This is a genomic window from Pseudoblastomonas marina (assembly GCF_034374265.1).
Classification (GTDB): domain Bacteria; phylum Pseudomonadota; class Alphaproteobacteria; order Sphingomonadales; family Sphingomonadaceae; genus Alteriqipengyuania_A; species Alteriqipengyuania_A marina.
Map to the genome: position 1 here is coordinate 2,020,877 of NZ_CP139718.1, position 25,301 is coordinate 2,046,177.

The 25,301-nt window shown below is 62.9% G+C and carries 21 protein-coding genes, 2 pseudogenes and 1 riboswitch; of the genes and pseudogenes, 15 read left to right on the top strand and 8 right to left on the bottom strand.

Annotated elements, in window-relative coordinates; genetic code table 11:
- Positions 1–10: 10 nt before the first annotated feature.
- The 3 genes from T8S45_RS10010 to T8S45_RS10020 form a co-directional block, all read right to left on the bottom strand.
- Positions 11–397: a YidH family protein gene (locus T8S45_RS10010; RefSeq protein WP_322293618.1), complete on the bottom strand. Its 387-nt coding sequence runs from the start codon at positions 395–397 to the stop codon at positions 11–13.
- Between the two features lie 37 nt (positions 398–434).
- A complete protein-coding gene (mutS, locus tag T8S45_RS10015) occupies positions 435–3,053 on the bottom strand; it encodes a DNA mismatch repair protein MutS (protein ID WP_322293619.1) in 2,619 nt (872 codons plus the stop codon).
- A gap of 88 nt (positions 3,054–3,141) precedes the next feature.
- On the bottom strand, positions 3,142–3,849 hold the full coding sequence (locus T8S45_RS10020; RefSeq protein WP_322293620.1) for a hypothetical protein: 708 nt from the start codon (positions 3,847–3,849) through the stop codon (positions 3,142–3,144).
- 126 nt (positions 3,850–3,975) lie between these two features.
- On the opposite strand from T8S45_RS10020, the gene T8S45_RS10025 reads away from it, so the two are divergent.
- Both T8S45_RS10025 and T8S45_RS10030 read left to right on the top strand, forming a co-directional pair.
- Positions 3,976–6,237: an NADP-dependent malic enzyme gene (locus tag T8S45_RS10025; protein WP_322293621.1), complete on the top strand. Its 2,262-nt coding sequence runs from the start codon at positions 3,976–3,978 to the stop codon at positions 6,235–6,237.
- Positions 6,238–6,248: 11 nt separating this feature from the next.
- Complete coding sequence (locus tag T8S45_RS10030; RefSeq protein WP_322293622.1) at positions 6,249–7,391, top strand: aminotransferase class V-fold PLP-dependent enzyme; 1,143 nt, start codon at positions 6,249–6,251, stop codon at positions 7,389–7,391.
- 12 nt (positions 7,392–7,403) lie between these two features.
- Here T8S45_RS10030 and T8S45_RS10035 read toward each other — a convergent pair whose 3' ends face one another.
- A complete protein-coding gene (locus tag T8S45_RS10035) occupies positions 7,404–8,087 on the bottom strand; it encodes an SDR family NAD(P)-dependent oxidoreductase (RefSeq protein WP_322293623.1) in 684 nt (227 codons plus the stop codon).
- 2 nt (positions 8,088–8,089) lie between these two features.
- Positions 8,090–9,487, bottom strand: a complete 1,398-nt coding sequence (locus T8S45_RS10040; protein ID WP_322293624.1) for an NAD-dependent succinate-semialdehyde dehydrogenase — start codon at positions 9,485–9,487, stop codon at positions 8,090–8,092.
- Positions 9,488–9,620: 133 nt separating this feature from the next.
- Between T8S45_RS10040 and T8S45_RS10045 the strand changes: the two genes are divergently transcribed.
- The 9 genes and pseudogenes from T8S45_RS10045 to T8S45_RS10085 form a co-directional block, all read left to right on the top strand.
- A complete protein-coding gene (locus tag T8S45_RS10045; protein ID WP_322293625.1) occupies positions 9,621–10,220 on the top strand; it encodes an outer membrane protein in 600 nt (199 codons plus the stop codon).
- 100 nt (positions 10,221–10,320) lie between these two features.
- On the top strand, positions 10,321–10,599 hold the full coding sequence (locus tag T8S45_RS10050; protein WP_188642711.1) for a hypothetical protein: 279 nt from the start codon (positions 10,321–10,323) through the stop codon (positions 10,597–10,599).
- 522 nt (positions 10,600–11,121) lie between these two features.
- Positions 11,122–11,397 (top strand): metal/formaldehyde-sensitive transcriptional repressor, encoded by a 276-nt coding sequence (locus tag T8S45_RS10055; RefSeq protein ID WP_322293626.1) that lies wholly within the window; start codon positions 11,122–11,124, stop codon positions 11,395–11,397.
- On the top strand, positions 11,394–12,371 hold the full coding sequence (gene dmeF, locus T8S45_RS10060; RefSeq protein WP_322293627.1) for a CDF family Co(II)/Ni(II) efflux transporter DmeF: 978 nt from the start codon (positions 11,394–11,396) through the stop codon (positions 12,369–12,371). Before T8S45_RS10055 ends, dmeF begins: the two co-directional genes overlap by 4 nt.
- A gap of 65 nt (positions 12,372–12,436) precedes the next feature.
- A riboswitch (yybP-ykoY riboswitch) is annotated at positions 12,437–12,614 on the top strand.
- Between the two features lie 13 nt (positions 12,615–12,627).
- Positions 12,628–12,966: pseudogene (locus tag T8S45_RS10065) on the top strand (TMEM165/GDT1 family protein); the annotation flags it as partial.
- Positions 12,967–13,049: 83 nt separating this feature from the next.
- The gene (gene tnpA / locus T8S45_RS10070; protein ID WP_066850627.1) at positions 13,050–13,505 is read left to right on the top strand and encodes an IS66-like element accessory protein TnpA; all 456 of its coding nucleotides are present in this window, start codon (positions 13,050–13,052) and stop codon (positions 13,503–13,505) included.
- Entirely contained in the window at positions 13,502–13,858 is a 357-nt protein-coding gene (gene tnpB / locus T8S45_RS10075) for an IS66 family insertion sequence element accessory protein TnpB (RefSeq protein WP_066850628.1), read from the top strand. Before tnpA ends, tnpB begins: the two co-directional genes overlap by 4 nt.
- 31 nt (positions 13,859–13,889) lie before the next feature.
- Positions 13,890–15,413 carry an IS66 family transposase gene (gene tnpC / locus T8S45_RS10080; protein ID WP_322293628.1) on the top strand — a complete coding sequence of 508 codons (1,524 nt, stop codon included), beginning with the start codon at positions 13,890–13,892 and terminating at the stop codon, positions 15,411–15,413.
- Positions 15,414–15,428: 15 nt separating this feature from the next.
- Positions 15,429–15,668: pseudogene (locus T8S45_RS10085) on the top strand (TMEM165/GDT1 family protein); the annotation flags it as partial.
- Positions 15,669–15,719: 51 nt separating this feature from the next.
- On the opposite strand, the gene T8S45_RS10090 reads toward T8S45_RS10085, so the two are convergent.
- The gene (locus T8S45_RS10090) at positions 15,720–16,970 is read right to left on the bottom strand and encodes a type II toxin-antitoxin system HipA family toxin (protein WP_322293629.1); all 1,251 of its coding nucleotides are present in this window, start codon (positions 16,968–16,970) and stop codon (positions 15,720–15,722) included.
- Between the two features lie 6 nt (positions 16,971–16,976).
- The gene (locus T8S45_RS10095) at positions 16,977–17,318 is read right to left on the bottom strand and encodes a helix-turn-helix domain-containing protein (RefSeq protein ID WP_156493942.1); all 342 of its coding nucleotides are present in this window, start codon (positions 17,316–17,318) and stop codon (positions 16,977–16,979) included.
- A gap of 472 nt (positions 17,319–17,790) precedes the next feature.
- Here T8S45_RS10095 and T8S45_RS10100 point away from each other — a divergent pair, with 472 nt between their 5' ends.
- Positions 17,791–18,594, top strand: coding sequence for a hypothetical protein (locus T8S45_RS10100; protein ID WP_322293630.1), 804 nt, complete (start codon positions 17,791–17,793; stop codon positions 18,592–18,594).
- A 125-nt stretch (positions 18,595–18,719) separates the two neighbouring features.
- On the opposite strand, the gene T8S45_RS10105 is transcribed toward T8S45_RS10100, so the two are convergent.
- The gene (locus tag T8S45_RS10105; protein ID WP_322293631.1) at positions 18,720–19,346 is read right to left on the bottom strand and encodes a hypothetical protein; all 627 of its coding nucleotides are present in this window, start codon (positions 19,344–19,346) and stop codon (positions 18,720–18,722) included.
- A gap of 203 nt (positions 19,347–19,549) precedes the next feature.
- Here T8S45_RS10105 and T8S45_RS10110 point away from each other — a divergent pair, with 203 nt between their 5' ends.
- The 3 genes from T8S45_RS10110 to T8S45_RS10120 all read left to right on the top strand — a co-directional run bounded on the left by T8S45_RS10110 (position 19,550) and on the right by T8S45_RS10120 (position 25,260).
- A complete protein-coding gene (locus T8S45_RS10110; protein WP_322293632.1) occupies positions 19,550–19,753 on the top strand; it encodes a hypothetical protein in 204 nt (67 codons plus the stop codon).
- A gap of 314 nt (positions 19,754–20,067) precedes the next feature.
- Complete coding sequence (locus T8S45_RS10115; protein ID WP_322293633.1) at positions 20,068–20,946, top strand: DUF7146 domain-containing protein; 879 nt, start codon at positions 20,068–20,070, stop codon at positions 20,944–20,946.
- A 78-nt stretch (positions 20,947–21,024) separates the two neighbouring features.
- Positions 21,025–25,260, top strand: coding sequence for a strawberry notch-like NTP hydrolase domain-containing protein (locus tag T8S45_RS10120; RefSeq protein ID WP_322293634.1), 4,236 nt, complete (start codon positions 21,025–21,027; stop codon positions 25,258–25,260).
- Positions 25,261–25,301 lie beyond the last annotated feature (41 nt).

Below are 25,301 nucleotides of genomic sequence, written 5' to 3' on the forward strand. Positions count from 1 at the left end.
GGGCTTCAGCCTACCACCACAAACCGACCGTGAGCACCGCTGCGCCGAACGCCACGCCGTAAGCCATGCCGCGAAAGTTGGGCGTCGAGATCGGCTCGAATTCGTGCGTGTCGAGCCGCGCGAGCGTATGGCAGGCGCGGCGCTGGGCGCTGATCGCCAGCCAGGCCCCGCCGAGGATGAAGGCGCTGGCGATCAGCTTGGGGACCCAGCTCGGATCCCACGCGCCGAATAGCGCGCGAAAGCCGAGCCCGATCCCGATCGCAGCGAAAGCGGTGCGCATCCACCCGGCGAAGGTTCGCTCCATCGCCATGATGTTACGGTCTTCGGCAAGGTCGGTGCGCACCTCCGCCCAATGCGTGCTCTTGTCCTCGTCTGCGGGCGGATCGTCCTGTGCCATCGGCAAACTCTAGCCCGCCCTTGGCGAAAGGCAAATCTCAGCGCTCGCCCGCCTCGCGCTTCAGCTCGTAGAGTTTTTCGAGTGCGTCGCGGGGGCTAAGCGCATCGATATCAAGCGCCCGGAGTTCGTCGCGCAGCGTATCGCACTGCTCTTCCTCGGCCTCGACCGCCGCCGCGAATAGCGGCAGGTCACCCAGTCCCGCCGCGATCCCGCCGGTTTCGGCACGTCCCTTTTCGAGCTTGTCGAGCACCGATCGCGCGCGCTTCACCACCGCTGCGGGAACGCCCGCAAGCTTGGCTACGGCGAGGCCGTATGAGCGGTCGGCCGAGCCTTCGGCCACCTCGTGGAGCAGCACGAGATCCCCCTTCCACTCGCGCGCACGCACGTGATGCAGCGAGAGCGCTTCACAGCGATCGGCCAGCAGCGCGAGCTCATGATAATGCGTCGCGAACAGGCAGCGACATGCGATCGTGTCGTGCACCGCCTCGACCACCGCCCAGGCCAGCGCGAGCCCGTCATAGGTGGAGGTCCCGCGTCCGACCTCGTCGAGGATCACGAAACTGCGCTCGGTCGCCTGGCTCAGGATCGCCGCGGTCTCGACCATCTCGACCATGAAGGTCGAACGTCCGCGCGCGAGGTTGTCCGAAGCGCCGACGCGGCTGAACAAGCGGTCGACCAGACCGATCCTGGCCGCGCTTGCAGGCACGAAGCAGCCAGCCTGCGCGAGCAGGACGATCAGCGCATTCTGGCGCAGGAAGGTCGACTTGCCGCCCATATTGGGGCCGCCGACGAGCCATAGCCGGTCGGTCTCGCCCAGCGTGCAGTCATTGGCGACGAAGCGTTCGCCCGAGCCCGCGAGCGCGGCTTCGACCACAGGGTGGCGACCGCCCTCGATCTCGAGACACGGCGCGTCGACCACCTCCGGCATCGTCCAGCCGTCCTCTGCAGCGCGCTCTGCATTGCCGGCGGCGACGTCGATCCTTGCCAGTGCGGCGGCGGTACGGGCGATCGCTTCGCGCGCGGCGACCGCTTCCTCGACCAGTTCCTCGAAATGCGCCTCTTCGGCCGCCAGCGCATGCGCACCCGCCTCGGCAATCCGGCTCGCTTCCTCGTGCAGATGCAGCGAATTGAACCGCACCGCATTGGCGAGCGTCTGGCGGTGGGTGAAGCCACTGTCGGCCGCCATCAGAGCATCGCCGTGCCTGGCGGGCACCTCGATGAAGTAGCCGAGCACGCCATTGTGCTTGATCTTAAGCGATCCCACGCCGGTCTCGTCGCGGTATTTCGCCTCGAGCGCGGCGATCGCGCGCCGGGCATTGCCCGAAGTCTGGCGCAAGTCGTCGAGCGCGTGGTCGTAGCCTTCAGCGATGAAGCCGCCTTTGGCGCGCTCGGTCGGCGGGGTCGTCACCAGCGCACGGCCGTAGTGATCGACCAGTGCACCATGGCCGGCCAACTCGGGCAGCAAGGCATCGAGCAATGGCGGCCGGTCCTCGGCCTGCCTCAGCCGGTCGCGCAATTGGCGCGCCATGCCCAGGCCGTCGCGCAGCTGCCCGAGATCGCGCGGAGAACCGCGTCCGGCCACCACGCGTCCCAGCGCGCGACCGATGTCGGGCAGCGACTTGAGCGCGGTCCGCACCTCGTCGCGAAGCAATTGGTCTTCGTGGAGCCAGCCGACCAGCGCGAGCCGCTCGCCGATCGCTGCGCGGTCGGTCAGCGGGGCCGACAGGTCCTCGGCCAGCTGCCGCGCCCCAGCGCCGGTCACGCAGCGGTCCACCGCTGCGACCAGGCTTCCCCTGCGTCCGCCGCCCTGCGCCTCGAGGATTTCGAGGCTGGAACGCGTCGCCGCATCCATTGCCAGCGTGCCCGCACCGTCGCGCGCCACCGGCGGCAGCAACAGCGGCATCGTCCCGCGCCCGACATGGTCGAGATAGGCGAGCAACCCGCCCGCCGCCGCCAGCATGGGGCGCGAGAAGGTGCCGAATGCATCGAGTGTCGCGACCTCATGGATCGCCCGGAGGCGCTTGTCGCCGCTCTCGCTGGAGAATTCGCGCGCATCGCGCTCGATCGCGCCGTCGGGGGTATCGTCGCGGCCCTCGGGCGCGATCACCTCGCTCGCGCCGAGCCGGGCGAGTAGCGCGCCGAGCGCACCCTCGCCGCATTCCTCCAGTTCCATCCGCCCGGTCGAGATATCGACCGAGGCGACGCCCACGCTCCCGCGCACCGGCGCGATTGCCGCCAGCACATTGGCGCGGCGCGGTTCGAGCAGTGCTTCCTCGGTCAGCGTCCCGGCGGTAACGAAGCGCACGATGTCGCGCGCCACGAGCGCCTTCGACACCGGAGTGCCCTCGCGCTTGGCGCGCGCCTTGGCCTCCTCGGGCGTCTCGACCTGTTCGGCGATCGCGACCCGGCAGCCGCCCTTGATCAGGCGCGCGAGATAGCCCTCCGCCGAATGCACCGGCACGCCGCACATCGGCACCGGTTCGCCGCCGTGCTCGCCGCGCGTGGTCAGCGCGATGTCGAGCACCCCGGCGGCCACCTTCGCATCGTCGAAGAACAATTCGAAGAAATCGCCCATGCGATAGAACAGAAGGCAATCGCCCGCCTGCTCCTTGAGCGCGAGATACTGCGCCATCATGGGTGTAATTTGTCCGGCCATCAGGCGCGCGACGCTAGCGATGACGGGAGCGATTCGCCAAACGCCAGTCTGCACTATCCCCTGTCGCGGCGTGCACCGCAGCAGACCATCATGATGGGGGAGTGGTGCCTTGAGGAAAACCGAACTGGGTCCAGTCCGCCGGGCAGGATTTTACTACCACTTGCGTCGTAGCCGCCGAGTCTTCGATCCAGCAATCGTCGAACACCGAGCAATAGCACATCCGGACCCGGATCGAGAGCCGTGCATCCTCGAACCGCTCGTAAACCCGAGGACTGGTCTGATCCCGCGTGACCTGCACGAATGACAGTTCTTCGCCAGACTTGAGGACCTCTCCATTGATGGCAGACATGACAACCGCGATGGTTTCGCCAGGCTCGGCACAGCAATCGCGCAGCAACATCCTTATGTCGCGATAGGTACGGCCCTCATAACTCACTTCCATTCCGCGAATGCGAGCGGGGCCGACGCCATTATTGCTGGCATTCAGCGTCAGAACCGGATCGCCTTCCTCCGACAAATTGCCCGTGTCGTAAGCAACTATTGGCCAGACTGCCGCGATCTGCATCTTTTCCGTCGCCTCGGCTTGCTGGAAGGCGAAATAGGCGACCGCGAGCGAAATCAGCACCGCCGGAAAGGCCAGGGCTACGTTGCCAAGAGCCACGAAGGGCAGATATTTGAGCAGGCGATTGAACCTTGCCGAACGTGGGCCAGACGCTTCCATTCGGGCCATACGGGCTTCCAGCGCAGCCAATCGCGCCTTTTCCGCCTCGTGCGAACCCGCGTTCGATTCGTTCATGCGGGAGGAATAGGATGGAAGGGGAAATTGGCAAGACGGGTTAGAGACCACCCGCCGCCGAGCTATCCCCTATCGCTGAGCGTAGGCATCGTTTAGGGGCGGTGGCAACCAGTGGAGAGACCCGACTTGTCCGAGAACGAAGCCGACGATTTCACCCGCCGCGAGGCGCTGTTCTACCATTCGACCGGGCGTCCCGGTAAGATCGAGGTCGTCGCGACCAAGCCGATGACGACCCAGCGCGATCTCGCGCTGGCCTACTCCCCCGGCGTCGCCGCCCCGGTCGAGGCGATCGCCAAGGATCCCGGCTGCGCCAGCGACTTCACCGCGCGCGCCAATCTCGTCGCCGTCATCTCCAACGGCACTGCGATCCTCGGCCTCGGAAATCTCGGCGCCCTCGCCTCCAAACCCGTGATGGAAGGCAAGGCGGTGCTGTTCAAGCGCTTCGCCGATGTCGACGCGATCGATCTTGAGCTCGACACCGAGGATCCCGACAAGTTCATCGAGGCGGTCGCCCTGCTCGAGCCGAGCTTCGGCGGGATCAACCTCGAAGACATCGCCGCACCCGAATGCTTCATCATCGAGCAGGCCCTGCGCGAGAGGATGAACATCCCGATCATGCATGACGACCAGCACGGCACCGCGATCATCGCGGCTGCCGGGCTGATCAATGCCTGCCACCTTACCGGGCGCGATCTCAAGGACGTCAAGATGGTGGTCAACGGCGCCGGTGCCTCGGCGATCGCCTGCACCGCACTGATCAAGGCGATGGGCGTCCCGCACGAAAACGTCACCATGTGCGACCGTTCGGGACCGATCTATCCGGGGCGCAGCGACGTCGACCAGTGGAAGAGCGCGCATGCGGTCGAGACCGATGCCCGTTCGCTCGAGGAGGCGCTGCAGGGCGCGGATATCTTCCTCGGCCTGTCGGCAGCCGGCGCGCTCAAACCCGAATGGGTCAAGGAAATGGCCGACCAGCCGATCATCTTCGCGATGGCGAACCCGGTGCCCGAAATCATGCCCGATCTCGCCAAGGAGGTGCGTCCCGACGCGATTATCGCCACCGGTCGGTCGGACTTCCCCAACCAGGTCAACAACGTGCTCGGCTTCCCCTTCATCTTCCGCGGTGCGCTCGACGTGCGGGCGACCGCGATCAACGAAGAGATGAAGATCGCCGCCGCGCACGCGATCGCCGAGCTGGCGCGCGAGCGCGTGCCCGAGGAAGTTGCCGCGGCGTATGGCAAGCACCAGCAGTTCGGGCCCGAATACATCATTCCCGCTCCGTTCGATCCGCGGCTGATGGAAGTAGTCTCCGCCGCGGTCGCCAAGGCCGCGATGGACAGCGGCGTCGCGACCAGGCCGATCGAGGATTTCGACGAATACCGCCTCAGCCTCAGGAGCCGGCTCAACCCCACCACCGCGGTCCTCACCCGGACCTACGAGGACGCCAAGAAAAACCCGCAACGGGTGGTCTTCGCCGAAGCCGAGGAAGAAGTCATCCTGCGCGCCGCGATCCAGCTGCGCGATTTCGGCTACGGCAAGCCGATCCTCGTCGGGCGCACCGAGAAGGTCCGCGCCGCGCTCGGGAATCTCGGGGTCGACGATGTCGACAGCTTCCAGATCGAGAATTCGGCCGACAGCCCCCACATCCCGGCGATGGTCGATTTCCTCTACACGCGCCTCCAGCGGCGCGGCTACACCGAGCGCGACGTCCGCCGGATGGTGAACCAGGAACGCAACGTGTTCGCCGCGCTGCTCGTCGCGCTGGGCGAAGGGGATGCGATGATCTCGGGCATCACGCGGACGTTCTCGCAGACCGCGCGGGAAATCAATCGCGTGCTCGATCCGAAGCCCGGCGAAATCCCGTTCGGCATCCACATGATGATCGGCAAGAACCACACGACTTTCCTCGCCGACACCACGATCAACGAGCGGCCCTCGTCGAAGGATCTCGCGCATATCGCCAAGGAAACCGCGCGCGTCGCGCGCCGCCTCGGCCACGAGCCACGGGTCGCATTCCTGTCCTATTCGACCTTCGGCAATCCCGAGGGCAAGTGGCTCGAGAACATCCGCGACGCGGTGCACATCCTCGACGACGAGGGCGTGGACTTCGAATACGAAGGTGAAATGGCGCCCGACGCCGCACTCAACGAGACGGTCATGGCGCTCTATCCGTTCAGCCGCCTGTCGGGTCCCGCCAACGTGCTGATCATGCCGGGGCTGCAATCGGCCAACCTGTCTGCCAAGATGCTGCGCGAGCTGGCGGGCAATGCCACGATCGGGCCGATGCTGGTCGGCATGGAAAAGCCTGTCCAGATCGCCCCGATGACCGCGAGCGCACCCGACGTGTTGACGCTGGCGGTGCTCGCGAGCGCGGGCGTGGTGAGCTAGCGACCGGCCTAATGGAGGACGCTCCGATCGCTCCGCAGCGCTCCCGCTTCGCGATTCCGGACGACGTCCACTATTTCAATTGCGCCTACATGTCACCGCTGTGCCACGCGGTGGTCGAGGCGATGGACGCGGGGACAAGGCGCAAGGCATCTCCTTGGGAGTTCCAGCCGCTCCATTTCTTCGCTCTGGCGGAGCGATTTCGCGAACGCGCCGGGATGCTGGCAGGGGTCGATCCCTCGACCATCGCGATCGTGCCCGCCGCGAGCTACGGCCTCGCCGTGGCAGCGCGCAATGTGTCGCTCGCCGAAGGGCAGGAAATCGTCACGCTTGCCGACCAGTTTCCCTCGAACATCTATGTCTGGCGCGAGCGCGCCCGCGATAGCGGCGCGCGGATCGTCGTGGCGCGGCGGGATGCGGATAGCGACTGGACCGAAGCGGTGCTCGACGCGATCGGCCCCGACACCGGGCTCGCCGCCTTGCCGCATTGCCATTGGGCAGACGGGCGGATGCTCGACCTCGAGCGGATTGCGGACAAGTGCCGCGAAATTGGCGCCGCGCTGGTGCTCGACCTCACGCAGTCGCTCGGCGCGATGCCGATCGACCTCACTCGCGTCAGGCCCGATTTCGCGGTGGCGGCGAGCTACAAATGGCTGATGGGCCCCTATGGCGTGGGATTGCTCTATTGCGACCTGCGGCATCATGACGGGGCCCCGATCGAGCACAATTGGATCAACCGCGCCGGGTCGGAGGATTTCTCCGGCCTCGTCGATTATCGCGACGACTACCAACCCGGCGCGCGCCGGTTCGATATGGGCGAGAAATCCAACCCGCCATTGCTCGAAGGGGCAGTGGCAGCAATGGATTTCCTGCTCGAATTCGGGACTGAAGCGGTCGCCGCGACGCTAGGACGAAAAACCGCCGCGCTCGCCAAAGAGGCAGAACGGCTTGGATTCGCCTCGGCCCCGGCGGGCGTCGGGGCGCCGCACTACCTTTCGCTCGGTTTCCCCGACGGCGTGCCACCTGACCTGCTCGGCGACCTCGCCCGGCGAAAGGTGTTCGTCTCGGCGCGTGGCAAATCGGTGCGGATCACGCCACATCTCTACAATGACGAGGCCGATGCCGAAGCGCTGATCGCGGCGCTGGCTTCGTTGTGAGCCTGGGCTGGCCTAGAAGGGTAGTTCCTTTCCGCTGTAGTCGACGAAGCGGTATCCGCCATTGCCGGCGGCTTCGACCACGTCGGCCATGCCGGTGACGCTCTCCTCGACCGTCAGCTTGGCATTGGGGCCGCCCATATCGGTCTGCACCCAGCCGGGATGGAGCGAAAGCACCTCGATGTCGCGCGGACCCGCATCCTGCTCGGCGACGCCCTTGGCGAGCATGTTCTGCGCCGCCTTGCTCGTGCGATAGAGTTCGTAGCCTCCCGAACTGTCGGCGATCGAACCCATCAGCGAGGACATGAAGGCGATCGTGCCACCGTCCCTCAACTTGGGCAGCAGCTTCTTGCCGAGATGGATCGGCCCGTAGGCGTTGGTCATCATCACATGCGCGACCTCGTCGGGCGTCGCCTCGACGCTCGACTGGTGCTTCGCGCCGGTGATCCCGGCATTGACGATCACCGCGTCGAGACTGCCGTCCGCGAGCTTGCCGCAGACATTGTCGAAACTCGCGGGATCGGTGACGTCGAGGGTCGCGAGCTCGATCCGCTCGTGTTCGTCGGCGAGCTGGTGGAGGTCCTCGCCTTCGCTGCGCTCGGTCGCGAGGACCTTCCAGCCGCGCGAGGCGAATTCTTTTGCGAGGCCGAGGCCCAGCCCGCGCGAGGCACCGATGATGGCAATTGTCTTGTCCGACATGATTATCCTTCCGGGTAGACGATGGTTTTCAGGTTCATGAATTCGTGGAGGCCGAAGCGCGACAGTTCGCGGCCATGGCCCGAGCGCTTGATCCCGCCGAACGGCGCCTCGATCTTCGATCCGTTGACCGCGTTGAAGGTGGTCATCCCCGCCTCGATCTCGTTGGCGAAGCGTTCGCGCTCATCTGCGTCATTGGTCCAGGCGGCCGAGCCGAGTCCGTAGGGGATCGCATTGGCGATGCGGATAGCGTGGTCGATATCCTCCGCACGATAAAGCTGGCCGACGGGTCCGAAGATCTCGTCGGTGCCGGTCTCGCTGCCGATTTCGACATCGGTCAGCAGCCCCGCGCTCATCCAGGCGCCCGGGCGATCTATCTTCTTTCCCCCGAACAGCAGCGTCGCGCCTTCTTCCTGCGCCTTCGCGACCTGGTCGAGCACGGTGTCGCGCTGGCCTTCGCTCGAAAGCGGGCCGAGCCGGGTATCCTCGCTCATCGGATCGCCGGGTTCGATGTCCTTCAGCGCGGCGATGAAGCGCTCGGAAAAATCGTCGTAGATATCGGCATGGACGATGGTGCGCTTGCCGCAGATGCAGGACTGGCCGTTGTTCTGAATCCGCGCGTCGACCGCATCCTCGACCGCGCGGTCGAGATCGGCCGAGGGCATCACGATGAACGGGTCCGATCCGCCGAGCTCGAGCACGACCTTCTTGATGTTCTTGCCCGCTTGTTCGGCCACCGCCGAGCCGGCGCCTTCGCTGCCGGTCAGCGTGGCGGCGATCACGCGATCATCTGCGATGATGTCGGCCACCGGGTCGGAGGAAATCGCGAGGTTCTGGAACACGCCTTCGGGCGCGCCCGCCTCGAGCGCGAGTTCCTCGAGCTTGGCCGCGACACCCTGGACGATGCTGGCGTGCTTCAGGAGCCCAGCATTGCCCGCGAGGATGGTCGGCGCGAGGAACCGGATCACCTGCCAATAGGGAAAGTTCCAAGGCATCACCGCGAGCACCGGGCCCTGCGGCAGCCAGCGCCCTTCGGCCCGCCCGCCGTCGGACAGCTGCCATGTCTCGGGTTCGAGCATCGCCGGGCCGGCCTCGGCGAAATGGTGCAGCAGCCGCGCACATTTCTCGACCTCGGCCCGGGCCTGCGCGATCGGCTTGCCCATCTCGGTCACGGCGAGCCGCGCGAGCTCGTCCTTCCGGCTGTCGTAGAGATCGCCCATCTTCGCGAGCACGTCGCTGCGGCGCGCGATCGGGCTCGTACGCCAGTCGCGATAGGCGCCATCGGCCCGAGATAGTTTGCGATCGATCGCCGCTTGGTCGAGCTCTTCGTATTCGGCGATCGTTTCGCCAGTGGCGGGATTTGTGGTCGTGATCATGCTGCGCTCCGGGTCTTTCCAGACCAATGGGCCTGGGAGGCGCTCGTTCCCCTCCGCCGCTCATCGCAAGTCAGCGCCAATTCGTCCGCCGGTTCATCCGCGCGCAAACAGCAGGAGGCAAATGGCACGCCGTGCAACAGATCCCGAGAAAGGACACACGATGAAAAAGACTATCCTGCTGGCCGCGATGGCCACGTCGATCGCCGCAACGCCAGCGCTGGCGCAGTCGGCCCCGGGCGGCCTCCATGTCGGCGCGCTCGCCGGTTACGAAGGGATCGATGTCGAGGCCGAAGACGGTTCGGCCACCGCCAATGCCGATTCGGCCGTTTACGGCATCAATGCCGGCTACGATATCGCGCTCGGCGGCGCCTTCGTCGGCGTCGAGGGCGAAATCTCGACCAGCAGCGGCACGACCGAATTCCCGAGCACTTTCGCCGGGGCCCGCGACGGGCTCGAGACCGATGCGCAGTACTATATCGGTGCGCGCGCCGGTTTCGCGCTGACTCCGGGCGTCACCGCCTACGGCAAGGTCGGCTACACCTCACTCGACACCCGCGCCTTTACCCAGGCGGGCTCGCTCGCCGAGCTCGAGGAAAATGCCGGCGGCATCCGCTATGGCGGCGGCGTGCAGATCGGCCTGCCCGGCCCGCTCGAAGCGCGGGTCGAATATCGCCGCTCGGAATATGATGACCTCGCCTCGGCCGATTTCGGCAAGACGACCACCGACCAGGTCGTGGTCGGCCTCGGCGTCCGCTTTTAAGCGGCAAGCCAATCCATGATTCGAGGGCCGCTCCATTGGGGCGGCCCTTTTGTTTTCGCCCGGCGTGGCACCCGCGCATCGCCGCTGCTAGGGATGCGCGATGCAATTCGACGACCTGCTCCAGCGCTATTTCGCCACCACCGAGTTATCGGAGATCTCGCCCGATACCCTCGCCGCGGGAATCGAGCATTGCCGCGTCGATCTCGGGCTGGAACGCGATCCGGGCAAGCGCTTCAGCTTGTGGGCAATGCTCTATATGCTCGATGCGGCCCCCGCTCTCGATGTCGCCTTCGAAGACGAAGAAGATCGCGAAGCCGCGCGCAATTTCATGGACCTGATGGCCGCCTCACAGGAGCGTGACGGGGCCGAGCCGGAGTAAAGTTCGCCCTAGCGACGGCGGTAGCGGAAGTACCAGATTTTAGCATAGAAAAACAGTAACATATTGAACATAAACTCTAAAATAGGTTTTTTCGGATCCTTTTTTGTGCCTAGCAATCACCGGGCAATCACCGGGCAATCACCGAGTCAGAGGACTGATTTGGGAGGCAGTCCTTATCCCTGGCGCGGAGCTATTGCTGATTTCTATAACCCGTAGCTTCGGGCCCTTTGCTTCTTGTCTGGTTTGGAGCATCGGGCGCGACAAAGCTGACGTCAGGGCGAACCTGTAATTTTAGGAGCAACCACTGGAAAAGCCCTAGTGGCACTGGTGAAATCGGTTTCCCGAGAACGGGTAGTCAATCTTTGGTTTGAGAACGGACTTGGTCGAGTAGATCGGGCGGTCGGCATTTCGGCTCTGTCATTGCGGAAGCGGATGATCGAAAGGTTGTCGGTCAGCTGATGCAAACTGCCTCGTACTAAACTGTTGATCCGACCGTAGGTATAGGGTACCCCCCTATTCTATATGGCTCATACAAACAATAATCCGAAGCTGTTGGCGCGGGTAAAGAGGCTTAAAGGTCAGATCGAGGCAATTGAGCGCGCTTTGGAGGCTCAGGCCCCTTGTAGTGACATTCTCAACCAGGTCGCATCTGTCCGAGGAGCAATGAATGGTCTCACCGTCGAGTTGATTGAAGATCACATCCGCGAACATGTCTCCAACCCTGATACCGAGACCGATCCGGCCAGAGCTGAAGGTACAGCGGACCTGATTCAGGTCGTGCGGACCTATTTGAAATGACCGGTGGGCACGACAGCCGGACGAGCGAGCACGAACATGAGCACGTTTTCCTCGGCCACAATCATGAGCGAAATGAGCGCCGGACCTGGCTGGTGATCGCGCTGACGACGGTTATGATGATCGTCGAAATTACCGCCGGTACACTCTACGGTTCGATGGCTCTGGTGGCAGACGGCTGGCATATGTCTACCCATGCTGCCGCCATGCTTATCGCGGCCCTAGCCTATTTGTTTGCGCGGAAGAATGCTCGCAATCCGCGGTTCGCCTTTGGCACGGGCAAGGTCGGGGATCTTGCGGCATTCGGCAGCGCCATCATACTCGCACTGGTCGCACTTCTTATTGGTTGGGAAAGCGTTGTCCGGCTGGCAAATCCCGTAGCCATCAGCTTCCAACAGGCAATTATTGTCGCAGTCATCGGGCTTGTCGTAAACTTGGCAAGTGCGTGGCTTTTGCATGACAACCATGACCACGGTCATAGTCATAGTCATGGCCATGGTGGCCACGATCATCACCACGATCACAGCCATTCGCATCACCAAAGCGGGAAGGACCAGAACCTGCGTGCAGCTTATCTGCATGTACTGGCAGATGCTCTGACTTCGGTTCTGGCTATTGTCGCGCTCATCGCTGGAAGCCTCTACGGCTGGATATGGCTCGACCCGCTGATGGGGATCGTGGGTGCGCTGGTCATCGCAAAATGGTCATGGGGGCTTATGCGCGATACTGGAGCGACGATGCTAGACTACCGTGGCCATAGCGACCCGCTGGAAATGAAGATCCGGGAGGTCATCGCCGCAGAGGGCGATCGGATTACCGATCTACATGTCTGGCAGCTCGGACCAGGCCATCATGCCGCAATCGTGGCTCTCGTCACCGAGGACAGACGCGAGCCCGCGGTGTATCGCGACCGGCTGATCGAAGCAGCAGGGCTCTCTCATGTCACGGTTGAGGTGAACTCGCTCACGACAGCCTGACAAAGGCCAGACGCATGATGCTTTCGGTCGGTCTGGTTGTATCTTGGGCTGGCGCATGCTAGCGGCAACGCGTCATCTGGGGAGTAGCCCAACCGCTTCCAGGAGCGATTTTCTGCGTCAACATACTTGGTCGAGAGATCATGGCGCAGCAGGACGGGTTTCCGTCCGGGCAAGACCAATGACACCTCGCTTTCGTCCGGCCGGCGGAAGGCGTGGTGTCGTTGCAGTCTTGCAGCCCGGCCCGGAGATTAATTTCATGGACCCAGTTCTTACATCAGCAGCGGTCGTTGCGCTCGCCGAAATCGGCGACAAGACCATGTTGCTCGCGATCGTACTCGCGACCCGTTTCCGCAAACCTCTCCCGATCATTCTCGGTATACTTATCGCCACGCTCGCCAATCACGGGATCGCCGCCTTCATTGGACAATCGGTCGCTGCGATACTCGACGGTGAGTGGTTTAGACTGGCCGTGGGAGCTAGCTTTATGGCGATGGCCGTGTGGACACTAGTACCTGACAAGTTCGAAGATGACGACGAAGAAAACCCTAAGCGCTTTGGCGCGTTTCTCACCACGACGATTGCCTTCTTCTTCGTAAGCGCTGTCGCGTCTCCACCTTGCGCAGATAATCTGAAGCGTCGAGTTTCCGCGCCCTGATCTGCGGGAGGGGCGTTGGTGCTATGACGATGTCATGTGACGATACTGGCACTAACGGTGTTCAGCGGTTTGAGGTGTTCACCGGCGCGGGCAAGCGTCGGGACTGGCCGCCGGAGGTGAAGGCCTCGATTGTCGCCGAGAGCTATTCGGGGATGCAGTCGGTGAGCGCGGTCGCGCGCCGTCATGGCCTGGTTCCTTCGCAACTCTTCACCTGGCGTCGCCAGTTGCGTGCGCAGATGGAAGAACACGGTCTCATAGTTCCTGAGACTGCAAAGCCGGAGCAGACCTTCGTTCCGGCGGTGATCGATGCGATGCCCGATCCCGATCCGGCACCAAGGCACAAGCCGACACGACGGCGACGCCGCGGCAAGGCCAGTACGGTGGAACTGGAAGTGGACGGGATCACGGTGAAGATCGGGTGCGGAGCGGATGCGGGCACGATTTCGGCAGTGATCACTGCGCTGCGAGAGACGCGATGATCGGGCCCGGTACTGGCGCAAAGGTGATGGTCGCAACGCGCCCGGTGGATTTTCGCAAGGGACCGGACTCGCTCGCGGCACTGGTGGCCGCCGAGTATGGCGGCAAGCCCTATTCCGGCGTGATCTATGTGTTCCGGGCCAAGCGCGCCGACCGGATCAAGATGATCTGGTGGGATGGCACGGGCCTGTGTTTGATGGCCAAGAAGATGGAGACGGGCGGCTTCAAGTGGCCCGGCATCCGCGATGGTGTAATGCGTCTTACAGCGGCACAACTGGGCGCTTTGCTGGAGGGACTGGACTGGCGGCGTGTCCACGGCGGACGTCGCCCGAAGGCGCCGCAGATTGCCGCTTGACGGGATACCGCACCACTGATTCAGTGTCTCCATGCTGATAGAAGCGGACCTGCCCGAAGACGTCGAAGCGCTGCGAGCGCTCGTGCTCGAACAGGCTCGTGAGCTCGATACGCTCAAGACATTTCGCGATGAGGTCGAGCGCCTGCGCGCGATCATCGAAGCGATGCAGCGTCCCCGGTTCGGTCGCCGTTCCGAGCAACTCGATCCCGACCAGTTCGAGCTTGCCCTTGAGGAAGTCGAAGCAGCCCTGGCCGCAGCCGAACACGCGCAGGAGCAGGCGAGCAAGCAGAAGGCCGAGCGCCCGCGCAAGACCAACCGTGGTTCGCTTCCGACGCATCTGGAACGGATCGAGCAGGTTGTCGATGTTGAGAGCCATGACTGCCCCTGCTGCGGCGGTGCTCTCCACCAGATTGGCGAAGATGTCTCCGAACGCCTCGACGTGGTTCCGGCAACCTTCCGCGTGCTGGTCACGCGTCGTCCCCGCTACGGTTGCCGATCGTGCGAGAGCGCCATCGTCCAGGCTCCAGCACCGGCCCGCATCGTCGAGGGCGGCATCCCGACCGAAACGCTGATCGCGCAGGTGCTGGTCTCCAAGTACGCCGATCACCTGCCGCTTTACCGGCAGGCACAGATCTATGCCCGGCAGGGCGTTCAGCTTGACCGTTCGACGCTTGCCGACTGGGTTGGCCGGGCGGCCTGGTATCTGCGACCCTTGCGCGATCATGTCCTCGAAGAAATGCGACGATCTGGGCGCTTGTTCGCCGACGAGACCACGGCACCGGTGCTCGATCCAGGACGAGGCAGAACCAAGACCGGTCAGCTATGGGCCTATGCCCGCGATGATCGACCCTGGGGCGGCAGCGATCCCCCGATGGTCGCCTACGTCTATGCCGCCGATCGCAAGGCCGAACGGCCTGAAGCGCATCTCGAGGGTTTTGCAGGCATTCTGCAGGTCGATGGCTATGGCGGCTACGCTGCTCTTGCCCGCCGTCGCGGCGACGTGACCCTCGCGTTCTGCTGGGCGCATGTGCGACGCAAATTCTACGAACTGGCAGACAGCTCGCCGGTCGCATCAGATGTGCTGCGCCGCATCGCCGAACTCTATGCCATCGAAGACGAAGTGCGGGGATCGTCGGCGCGGCAACGCCAGACCGTCCGCAATGCACGGAGCAGGCCCATCGTGGACGATCTCCACCAGTATCTCGACACCCGTGGCCGGCAGGTCAGCACCAAGAGCAGGCTCGGTGAAGCGATCCGCTATGCGCTCACCCGGTGGGATGGCCTCCTCCGGTTCCTTGATGATGGCCGCATCGATCTCGACAACAACACCGTCGAGCGCTCCATCCGCCCGCTCGCCCTCAATCGCAAAAACGCCCTGTTCGCCGGTTCCGACGAAGGCGGCGACAACTGGGCGGTGATCGCCACGCTCATCGAAAACTGCAAACTGAACGGTATCGATCCGAACGCCTGGTTGACCGCCACTCTCTCGAGCCTCGCCAACGGTCACCCGGCCAACCGCGTCGGCGAACTCATGCCCTGGGGCGACGTGGGCTGAAAACAGCGCTTACTCTTCTTCGTCGAAATCGGCGATAAGACGCAAGTTGCCACTATCGCATTGAGTGCCCAGTTCCAGAACGTCCTTCTCGTCACCATTGGTACCACATTTGGGATGATGCTGGCGAACGTACCCGCAGTCTACTTCGGCAATCGGATTATTGAACGGGTTCCACTAAAGACGGTTCGGATGATTGCCGCGGTGCTGTTTCTTGCGATAGGTATTTGGGTCGTATTTGATGCCCTCTCGGTTTGAAAGGCGAGTTCCAAACCCGCACTGGGTGACCGCTTTGCGACACAGATCGCTTCAGTCATCTTCGCTGGCTAAGCGGAAGCAGGTTGCGAAGCGGCCCTGATCAGCAGCGCTCAACCCTGCGTCCTTGAACAGCGGCCGCCAGCGCGCAGAAACAATCATGCGCAACTCCTGGGTCACGGCCGAAGCCTCATCGGGGCCGAGATCGAACACTGCTGCTCCAGCCAGCGCATTGTCGAGCGTGGCATTGCGGCCTTCCGGGCCAACGCCCAGTACAAGGCGTCGCTCCAGCCCTACCTGCGGCTTGGGCACGACATCGTAGAGCGGAGACAGGCGCCAGCCATTCCCGTCGAACAGAAAGCCGTGATTGCGCAGGTGATCGTCATCATTGGTGACGAGTATGTTGAATACCATCCGGCGGAACAGCTCGTGGAGGTCCTCACGCACCTTCGTTCCATATTGGCGTATAGCCCCCGCGAGATCAGCATAGCTGTAGCGGCTTACCTCGCTTTCATGGGCACCCAACATGGTCAGCCCTGAGGCGAACGGACATCGTTCAAGCCAGTTGCCGTGCGGCACCCGGTCAAACCGTTCGATGAGATAGACTTCTCGTTCGAGCACGCAGCGAAAATCGAGTGCGGGTACGTCGAGGCCGCATTCGGCGGCGAGCCGCATCGTTGCGAGTTCTACACGGCACTCGGGGAAGCTGTCGCCGCGCTTCTGAAATTTGGCGATCCAGGGCTGCTCGCCGATCTGCGTCACTGCCTTCGGGCGCGCCCCGCCGAGCGAAGAACCTGCGGCCAGGAGCGCGCGCAAGTTCTCATCCAGTTCATCGACATGTTGCGCTCGTTCGGCTGCCTCGGCGAGCTCGGCGAGGGTGAACTCTTCACCCGGAGCGGGACCGTCGCCCCATGGAGTAATGCGCTCCGGTCGCTCCGGAGTGGGCCCGAATGCGAGCGCGCCTACGCGATGCTCTCCGGAAGCCAGGATAAGATCGATTTCGCTCGGAAGTCGATCGCCCATAGCCTTGTACATAAGATACTGGCCCCAACCGTCGGGAGCCGCGTCGCGGATGCCGCCAAAGACGGCAAACCCTTCCTCGGTGCGGAAGGTGCGGCTGGTCCCGGTGTCGTGCAGTGGGAGAGCGACCGGGTCGACGGGGATCCGGTCAGGGCGCTCGAGATACCGGCGGCCATAAGCGAAGGTCGCGGACTGGTTGCGCGGTTCGTCGGTCATGGTCAGCAGACCCGCAGGGACCGGGCCCTCGGGAAGATGGACGAATACATAAGTGCGGATGGTCGTCATGGCCGATCAGAAATCCAGTTCGTCATCGCTGGCCGCATGCGTTCTCTCGGGCAACCGCGAGAGGTCCTCGCTTATGCCCGCTCGATCGCTCTCTGGCGCAACCAGGCTGGCAAGGCGCTGTGTCATCCCCAGCACATGCAGTGCGCTGACAAGTACTGCGAGACCGACTGTCGGATCACCAGCTTCGAGCCGCTGGAGGGTCTGAACCGACACCAGCATGCGTTCCGCCATCAACCGCTGCGGCATCTTGCGGCGGCGACGAGCAAGCGCGATGTCCTTGCCGAGCTGCGTTATAGCTCGCTGGCTTTGTGGCGGCAGTCCGCTGGCGGCTCTGGAGGCGCGTGGCATAGGCAGTACATGACATATCATGTGAATTTAAGCAATAGTGAATGATATGTCATGTTTACGCTAGGAAAAAACGACGGCTCTGCTGTGGCTGTGCAAACTATGCCAATCTGGTCGCAGTATGCGATTGTCTCGGCAGGGCGCGTGGCTCTGGTTGGGGTTTCCTTCCAAATCACCACTTTCCCACGCCTAGCGCGCGCTCTTCGGTTTCAGACCTTTCCATCGAAAATCTGCGTATCGCGCGACGAAGGCGCAGCGTCTTTGTCCGAAAACTGTATCACAATTTCGGACATACTCACCGAACGTTGACACGGCCCAGCCCGCAATGCACATTCTCCATGGCCTTCAGCAGAGGCCTGCCGCCTGCAACCGCGAAGCCATAACGGCACTGCAAATCCAACATGCACCCATCGCGTTTTCGCGGCTTCGGGGGCGGTAGCAGGCGACGCCGGTCCGAGGCTGACGGAGACCAACGATGTCATTTGCATACAAAACCCTCGCCGGACTGAAATCGCTCGCCAAGAAGATTGAGGCCGAGCAAGATTTGCCCCGCCACCGCGCACTGGACCTTGCTGCCCGGCATGGTGGGTTTGGCGGCTATATCGAAGCGAAGCGCAAGCTGCCGGAGAAACGGCGACCTCCTTCCAGGATCACGATCCGCCAGGACTGGTGGGGTTATGAATCTAAAGACGGGGGCACTGCCGAAATTGGCCTTGATCTTCACACCCCACTCCTGAAACTCATCAGACCCCATCATCTGACCGGCTATTTCGGTGCCTGCAGACTGCGCTCGCCCGAAATCATCGAAAGATCGGGTCAACAACGCCATGCCGATGAAACCCAATGGTACATCGGACGGGTCGCGCGAGCGCTTCAGTTCATGGATGCGACAGGCTTAAAACCTTCGGATGCGCGTCGACGCTATCCGGGGGGCGATTGGGATTGCCGCCCGCCGGTCGCAGATCACGACCATAGCTGGTATGATCCCGATACGCGCATGCACCTGCTCTCGACCGAGCCCTATCCCGGTAGATCCGAACAAAACGCCAAAGCGCAAGCCAAGTGGGAAAGCCGACATGGCTGGGCCACCTTCTTCGTCAATTGGGGCGGCATCTATGGAAACGGCACCGAACTGATCCTGTGCTGTCCTCAGGCTTATACGGAAACCCTGAGGCGAATAGTTGCCCAGCTCGAGGCATCGCAGCCCGCCGTTAACGACAGCGACGTGGTCATAACCCGCTATCCGTCCGTATCAGAGCTTCGCTCCCAGGTCGCTTGAAAGGCCTATCTCTTGGTATTGTGAGTCCGGGGCGTCGGTTCGAATGCGGTCTGCACCTTCGCGAACGGCGCGGCCGCTCGACCGACACTCTTTCGCTGCCGCCTCATGGTCCCAATCGCATCCCTTCAGCGCAATTGCTTGAATTCCCATAGATGCGCGTAGAGTCTCGCAAGTTCCTGAGCCTTGGCGGGCGCGAAACCTGCCTGTTCGAGTTTCGCGCGCAGGATATGATCGGGAATTTCCTGTCGGCCCTCGCGTACGAGTAGGTAGAACCGGCGCCAGTCGAAGGGATGGAGCGACCGTGTATTGGCGAGGGTCGTGAAACGACGGAGCAGGGTCTGCGTTCGCTCCGAAATTCTGAACGATGATCCTTCACGGGCACCAATGCGCAAGCGATGCTTCGTTTGGAAGGACCGGTTGTAGCTTTTCAGAAGCGGTCGGACGAGATCGCGGGCGGACTGTTCATAGACAGCCCGCGTGGGCGGATCGGGCGACCAGCGCTGCGCGCGTATCTCGACCTGGATACGGTCGGGCTTCTCCCGGCGCGCTATCAGCTGGAAACCGTGTTCTTCATGCGGGCTTTCGTTCAGGAGACGGAAGTTGACGACTTCCAGGCGCGTTCCACCGGCACGGTCGTCGACATGCTCGATGGTAAAACGGCCTGATTGCTCGCCTAGCGCGAACATTCTCTCCAGAAAGAGCGAGGGTTCTGCAGAGATCTTGATGTCGATTGCGGGGAGAGGCTCGGTCATGGAGAGGGAGTAGCATTTCTGGAAGTTGTATGATCGCTATCGCTGCCTATATCAAAACCGTCTCGCATGCCGGCATTGGTCGGCAGCCCTGGATCGATGATCCAAGGTCCCGTCCTCCATCGGGAGGTTAACCGGCGGACCCTGTAAGAGGGGTTCGCTTTTTTCATGCGACCGCTCCTGCAGGCTAACCAAAGGAGCACGATATGAATTACACAGCCGAAGAAATCGAACGGGCAAAAGTGATCTTTGCGCGCGCGAAGCGCGAAGGCGCAACCAGACATATGCCCGTTGCCGCGCTGGTCGGGTTGAGCAGGCCCGGAAAGGTCTTTCGCGTGTCTCATGAGCGGACCTGGCGAGACCGTCTGCCGCAGGCACGGCGCGAATTGAGAGGCGAACAAACCAAGTGATCTGACAGACAAGGGATTAGGCAGACGCCTGCCCCTTGGCCGGAGGCGGCCTGCCGTCTCCGGCTCGCCTTCCTGCGGGAATACTCCGCAATGGTTTGGTAGAAGACGCCAAGTGGAATGTGCGGCGCTCTGTTACGAGCATCTGGCGTTGGGCTATTCAAGGCTCCGTCTTGCCGGTCTTGTGATCCAGCGCCCGAGCCTCCGGCAGCTGCTATCTCGTGCATCGGTCAGCCAGAGCAGAGGGGGCATCGGATGGTGAGCCAGGAAGGATCGCAGAGCCCATGTCCACTCATGAAACGACAAGATTCACTTCAATGGAGATCACCGCTCGCAGGCTCTGCGAGAGCCACGGCGGCAAGTGGTCTGGCACCAAGGGCATAGCCCGTTGTCCTGCGCATGACGATCGCACGCCTTCGCTTGGTGTCACCCTTGGCCGGAAGGCCATCCTATTCCATTGTTTCGCCGGCTGCGATCAGGCGAGCGTGCTTTCCGCCCTCGCTCGAGAGGGGCTCGAGATCTCAGCGCTATTCTCTGGCTCCTCTGACGAATTTCCGATCCAGCCGGGATATTCCAGCAAGCCATCGGCTGCAGCACTCCGCATCTGGCGCGATGCCCGGCCGCTGCAACGAAGTCCTGCCAAGGCATATCTCGAAGAGCGCGGCATCCTCGCGACGTCCCATGCGCTGAGGTTTCATCCGCGCACACCGCTCGGACCGAAGGGGCGCGCGCGCTTTCTGCCGGCGATGATAGCTGCGGTCAGCCTCGACGAGGGACCGATTGCCGTTCACCGGACCTTCCTGTCGCATTCCGGCGATACGCAGGCATCGTTTGCCAAGCCGAAACGTGCGCTGGGTTCGCTCGGCGAAGCGGCGGTACGTCTTTTTGCACCAGTAGAAGGAAAGCTCGGTCTCGCCGAAGGCATTGAAAGCGCCATGTCGGCCTATGCGCTCACCGGGATTCCAACGTGGGCAACGCTGGGCAATGAACGCTTCGGCCTGGTTGCCATCCCGGAGAGCGTTGCCGACCTCCATCTCTTCGTCGATCACGATGCGGGCGGCGAGCTTGCGGCAGAGCGAGGGCGCGATGCCTATCTCCGTGAAGGGCGACACATCCAAGTCCGACGGCCCAAATCGCGCGGCACCGATTGGAACGACGCACTTCAGTCATGGCTGCGCCGAAAGGCGTGTCGATAAGAGTGGAGAGAGCTTCTCGAATTCCTGACCCGGCAGAGGGCGCATGTCCCGATGCCTCAATCAGGAGGACGACAAGCCATGTTTCAGTCAGACCTTTTCTCCGACCGTGAAAAATCACGCACGGTTCCGCTCGCTTTCGCAATCGGTGAACAAATTGCCCGGCGACTTGCGGATGGATGCCACCTCACCCGACCCGACATCGCCGAATTCTTCGCCGCTCAAACCGACGCGCAGGACTGGGGCAGTACCTGGACCATCGACGACTATAACAACGCGGTTGAAATCGGAGCCTTGCTCTGGCTTCGAGAATTCTCACGGATCGACCTCGATACCGGTTTCCACGAGGCTGCAGCGCGGTTCGATTGGCTCGAGGCAGCCTTGCCGCCTCGCCACGTGCGCAGCGAGGGACAGGTCGAATTTCAGCAGTTCTCAACGCCGCCGATCCTTGCCTGGCTCATGGCCAAGGCCGCGTCGCTCATCTCGCGTGATCAGATTCTCGAACCGTCAGCCGGTAATGGCGCGCTTGCGTTGTGGAGTGACGTTCGAGGGTGCTCGCTCAGTCTCAACGAGATCGATATCGCAAGGCGCGATACGCTGGCACATACCTTCCCTCATGCCCGTCTATCCGCACATGATGGCGAGTTGATCGCCGAATTCGCCAATGGTCCAAGCCCCAGCGTCATCTTGATGAACCCTCCCTTCGCCCGAAGCCGGGAGCGGGGCGTCGATGGCCGCACGGCAATGCGCCACTTGCGCAGTGCGCTTCGGATTTGCGCGTCAAGAGGTCGCCTCGTGGCCATTCTCCCGGACGGCTTTGATGCCACGGCATTTGTCGAAGATCAGGAAAACGCTTCGCTGCTGCTCAATATCAGGTTGTCGGGCGCATTCTCACGAAGCGGAACCGGGATCGCGGTAAGAATGGTCGTGATCGAGAAGGCGGCTCTTCAGGACGCCTCCACAATCACGGAGGAGCTCGCCGATCTCTCCGCACTCCATTCCTGCCTGGCGAAGCTGCCCGATCGCGCGCCGAGGCAACCGAACATCCAACGCCTTCCGGTACGCTCGGTTGCGACCTCGGTAAGCGGCACTGCCTCGCGCAAGCCGGTCGCTCCTTTCGTGACTGGAGTCGCCCAAAAAAGCGCGGCAGTCGCGCTCAACTATCACGCCCTGGCAGAGCCCGCACCCGTTCCCGAACAGGCGGGTATTTACCTGCCTTACCGGCCAAGCCGCGTCATCATGCAGGATGCACCGGTCCACCCGACGCCGCTCGTAGAATCGGTTGCGATGGGCTCGGTTGCAGCGCCCGTGCCTGAGGCGCGTCCCTTGCTTCCTGCGAACTGGCAGAGCGACAAACTGCTATCGGCGGCACAGTGCGAAACACTGATCTACGCTTGCGAGGCATTCGCCCGCGACCTTCCCGGGCAGTTTCGACCGAGCCAACAAGGAACGACGGTCGAACTTGCTGAGGATGGCCACTCCTACCGGCAGGGCTTTTTCCTCGGTGATGGTACGGGCGCAGGCAAGGGGCGCCAAATTGTGGGCGTCATGATGGATCGCTGGCTCTCGGGCGAACGCCGTCACGTCTGGATCACCAAGAACGAGGCATTGCTCGAAGATGCGCGCCGCGATTGGGAAGCGCTCGGGGGGCTCCCGCTCGATATTCAGCCGCTCTCCCGTTGGAAGCTCGGAACTCCAGTAACGATGCCCGAGGGCATTCTCTTCGTCACCTATCCGACGCTGCGTTCGGGACGCGCCGAGGACACGAGGCTCGATCAGATCCTCGCTTGGGCTGCCGAAGATTTCGAGGGTGTCATTGCCTTCGACGAAGCGCATGCCATGGCCAATGCGCTCGGCTCTTCGTCCACCCGCGGCAAGGTCAAAGGCTCGGAGCAGGGCATGGCAGGTCTCAGGCTGCAAAACCATCTGCCGCGCGCCCGCGTGCTCTACGCGTCGGCCACGGGCGCATCCGACATCGCCAATCTCGGCTACACAGCCCGGCTTGGACTGTGGGGCCCCGAAACTGCCTTCCCGACGCATGAGGCATTCATGACCGATATCCGCGCCGGCGGCGTCGCGGCGATGGAACTCGTCGCCCGCGATCTCAAGGCACAGGGGCTCTACCTTGCCCGCGCGCTGTCGTTTGCGGGGGTCGAATACGAAATCCTCGAGCACCAACTCACCCAAGCGCAGGTGCGAATCTATGATGCCTACGCCGAGGCTTGGGCGATCATCCACCGCAATCTCGACGAAGCGCTCGAAGCGACCCGCGTGGTCGACGAAGACAGCGGTGATACGCTCAATCGCAACGCCAAGGCTGCGGCGCTCTCGATCTTCGAAGGCACCAAGCAGCGGTTCTTTGCGCAGCTCCTGCTCTTTATGAAACTGCCGAGCCTGATCCCGGCGATGGAAGAGGCGCTCAGTGATGACCATTCGGTGGTCGTCCAACTGGTCTCGACCGCCGAGGCGATGCTCGACCGTCGCCTGGCCGACCTCTCCGACGAGGAACTCGAAGCGCTGGACATCGATCTTAGCCCGCGCGAATACGTGATCGACTACCTCGCCAAAAGTTTTCCCGTGCGCCTGATGCAGGTTTTCACCGACAAGGACGGCAATCCGCGCTCCGAAGCGATGAGCGATGAATACGGCAATCCCGTTCTTTGCTCGCGTGCCATTGCCGCGCGCGACGCGCTGATCGAGCAGCTTTGCGCCTTGCCGCCCATCGCTACCGCGCTCGATGCGATTATCGAGCATTTCGGAACCGACGCGGTCGCCGAGGTCACCGGCCGCTCGCGCCGGCTTGTCATGGGGCGTGACGGTCAGCAGCGGCTTGAGCGCCGAAGCGCAAGCGCCAATGTCGCTGAAGCGCAAAGCTTCATGGAGGGGACCAAGAGGATCCTGGTCTTCTCGGACGCCGGAGGAACGGGACGTTCCTACCACGCGGACCTCGGTGCCCGGAACCGGCAACGCCGGGTCCATTTCCTCCTCGAGCCGGGCTGGCGTGCGGACAATGCGATCCAGGGTCTCGGCCGGACAAACCGCACCAACCAGGCCTCTGCGCCGCTGTTCCGCCCGGTCACTACCGATGTGAAGGGCGAACGCCGCTTCATCTCGACCATCGCGCGAAGGCTCGACGCATTGGGCGCTCTCACACGCGGCCAGCGCCAGACCGGCGGTCAGAACCTGTTCGACCCTGCCGACAATCTCGAAAGCGATTATGCGAAGGACGCGCTCTCGCGCTGGTTCCACCTGCTTTACGATGGCAAACTCGAGGCGGTCGGTTTCGGGGACTTCGTCGAGAGGACAGGCCTCAAGCTCGGGAATCCCGATGGCGGGCTGAGCGATAACCTTCCCACCATCCAGCGCTGGCTCAATCGCATACTCGCGCTCCCGATCGCACTGCAGAACGCCATCTTCGAAGAGTATCTCGGGCTTGTCGAAGCGCGGATCGAGGCCGCACGAGAAGCAGGAACGCTCGATCTGGGTCTGGAAACTGTCCGCGTCGACAGATTCGAGGTGTTCTCTGATCAATTGCTCCGCACCGATCCTGTTTCAGGGGCCGAAACCCGCCTCGTCTCGCTCGAAGTGACGAGGCACCTTCGGCCTCTGCGTTTGCAGCGCCTCGTGCGGATGCACGAGATTGGCAGCCCGCACGCAATCCCGATGCGCAATGCGCGCTCGGGCAAGGTTGCGCTGTCGGTTCCAGCCCGGCGGCTCATCGCTGATGACGGGGCCGTGATCGAACGTCGGCGCCTGCTGCGACCGCTCAAGTCCGCGAACTGGGCGATTGACGCACTCGCTGAGAGCCATTGGGAGGAAATTGGCGTCACCTCGTTCACCAGCGCATGGCGGACCGAGGAAGAAGAGGCGGCCAACTCACCGGTAACTGAGCGCGTCCATCTCGCCACCGGACTTCTGCTTCCGGTCTGGAAGCGCCTCCCAGGCGATCATGTTCGGGTCACCCGGCTCGTTGCCGAAGATGGTCAGTCGATCATCGGCCGCGAGGTGCTCGATATCGATCTCGCTGCGATTGCCGATACCTTTGGTCTTTCCGGCGTTACCGGTCCGGCGCCGGACCAGATCGGCGACCTCGTCCTCGCCAGCGGCAAACCGCTGGGCCTTGCTAGCCATGATCCACTCACCGTGAAACGCTCGCTGGTCGGCGGCGAACAGCGCCTCGAACTGATCGGCTTCTCCCCCGATCGGCTCGACTGGTACAAGAACAAGGGCTGCTTCACCGAGATCATCCGCTACCGCACGCGCCTGTTCGTCCCGGCGTCGAAAGCCTCGTCGGTCCTCCCCGCGCTTGCCGCCTGATCCCTCGGGCAGACCCCAATCTCAGAATGAGAGTGGAGGGA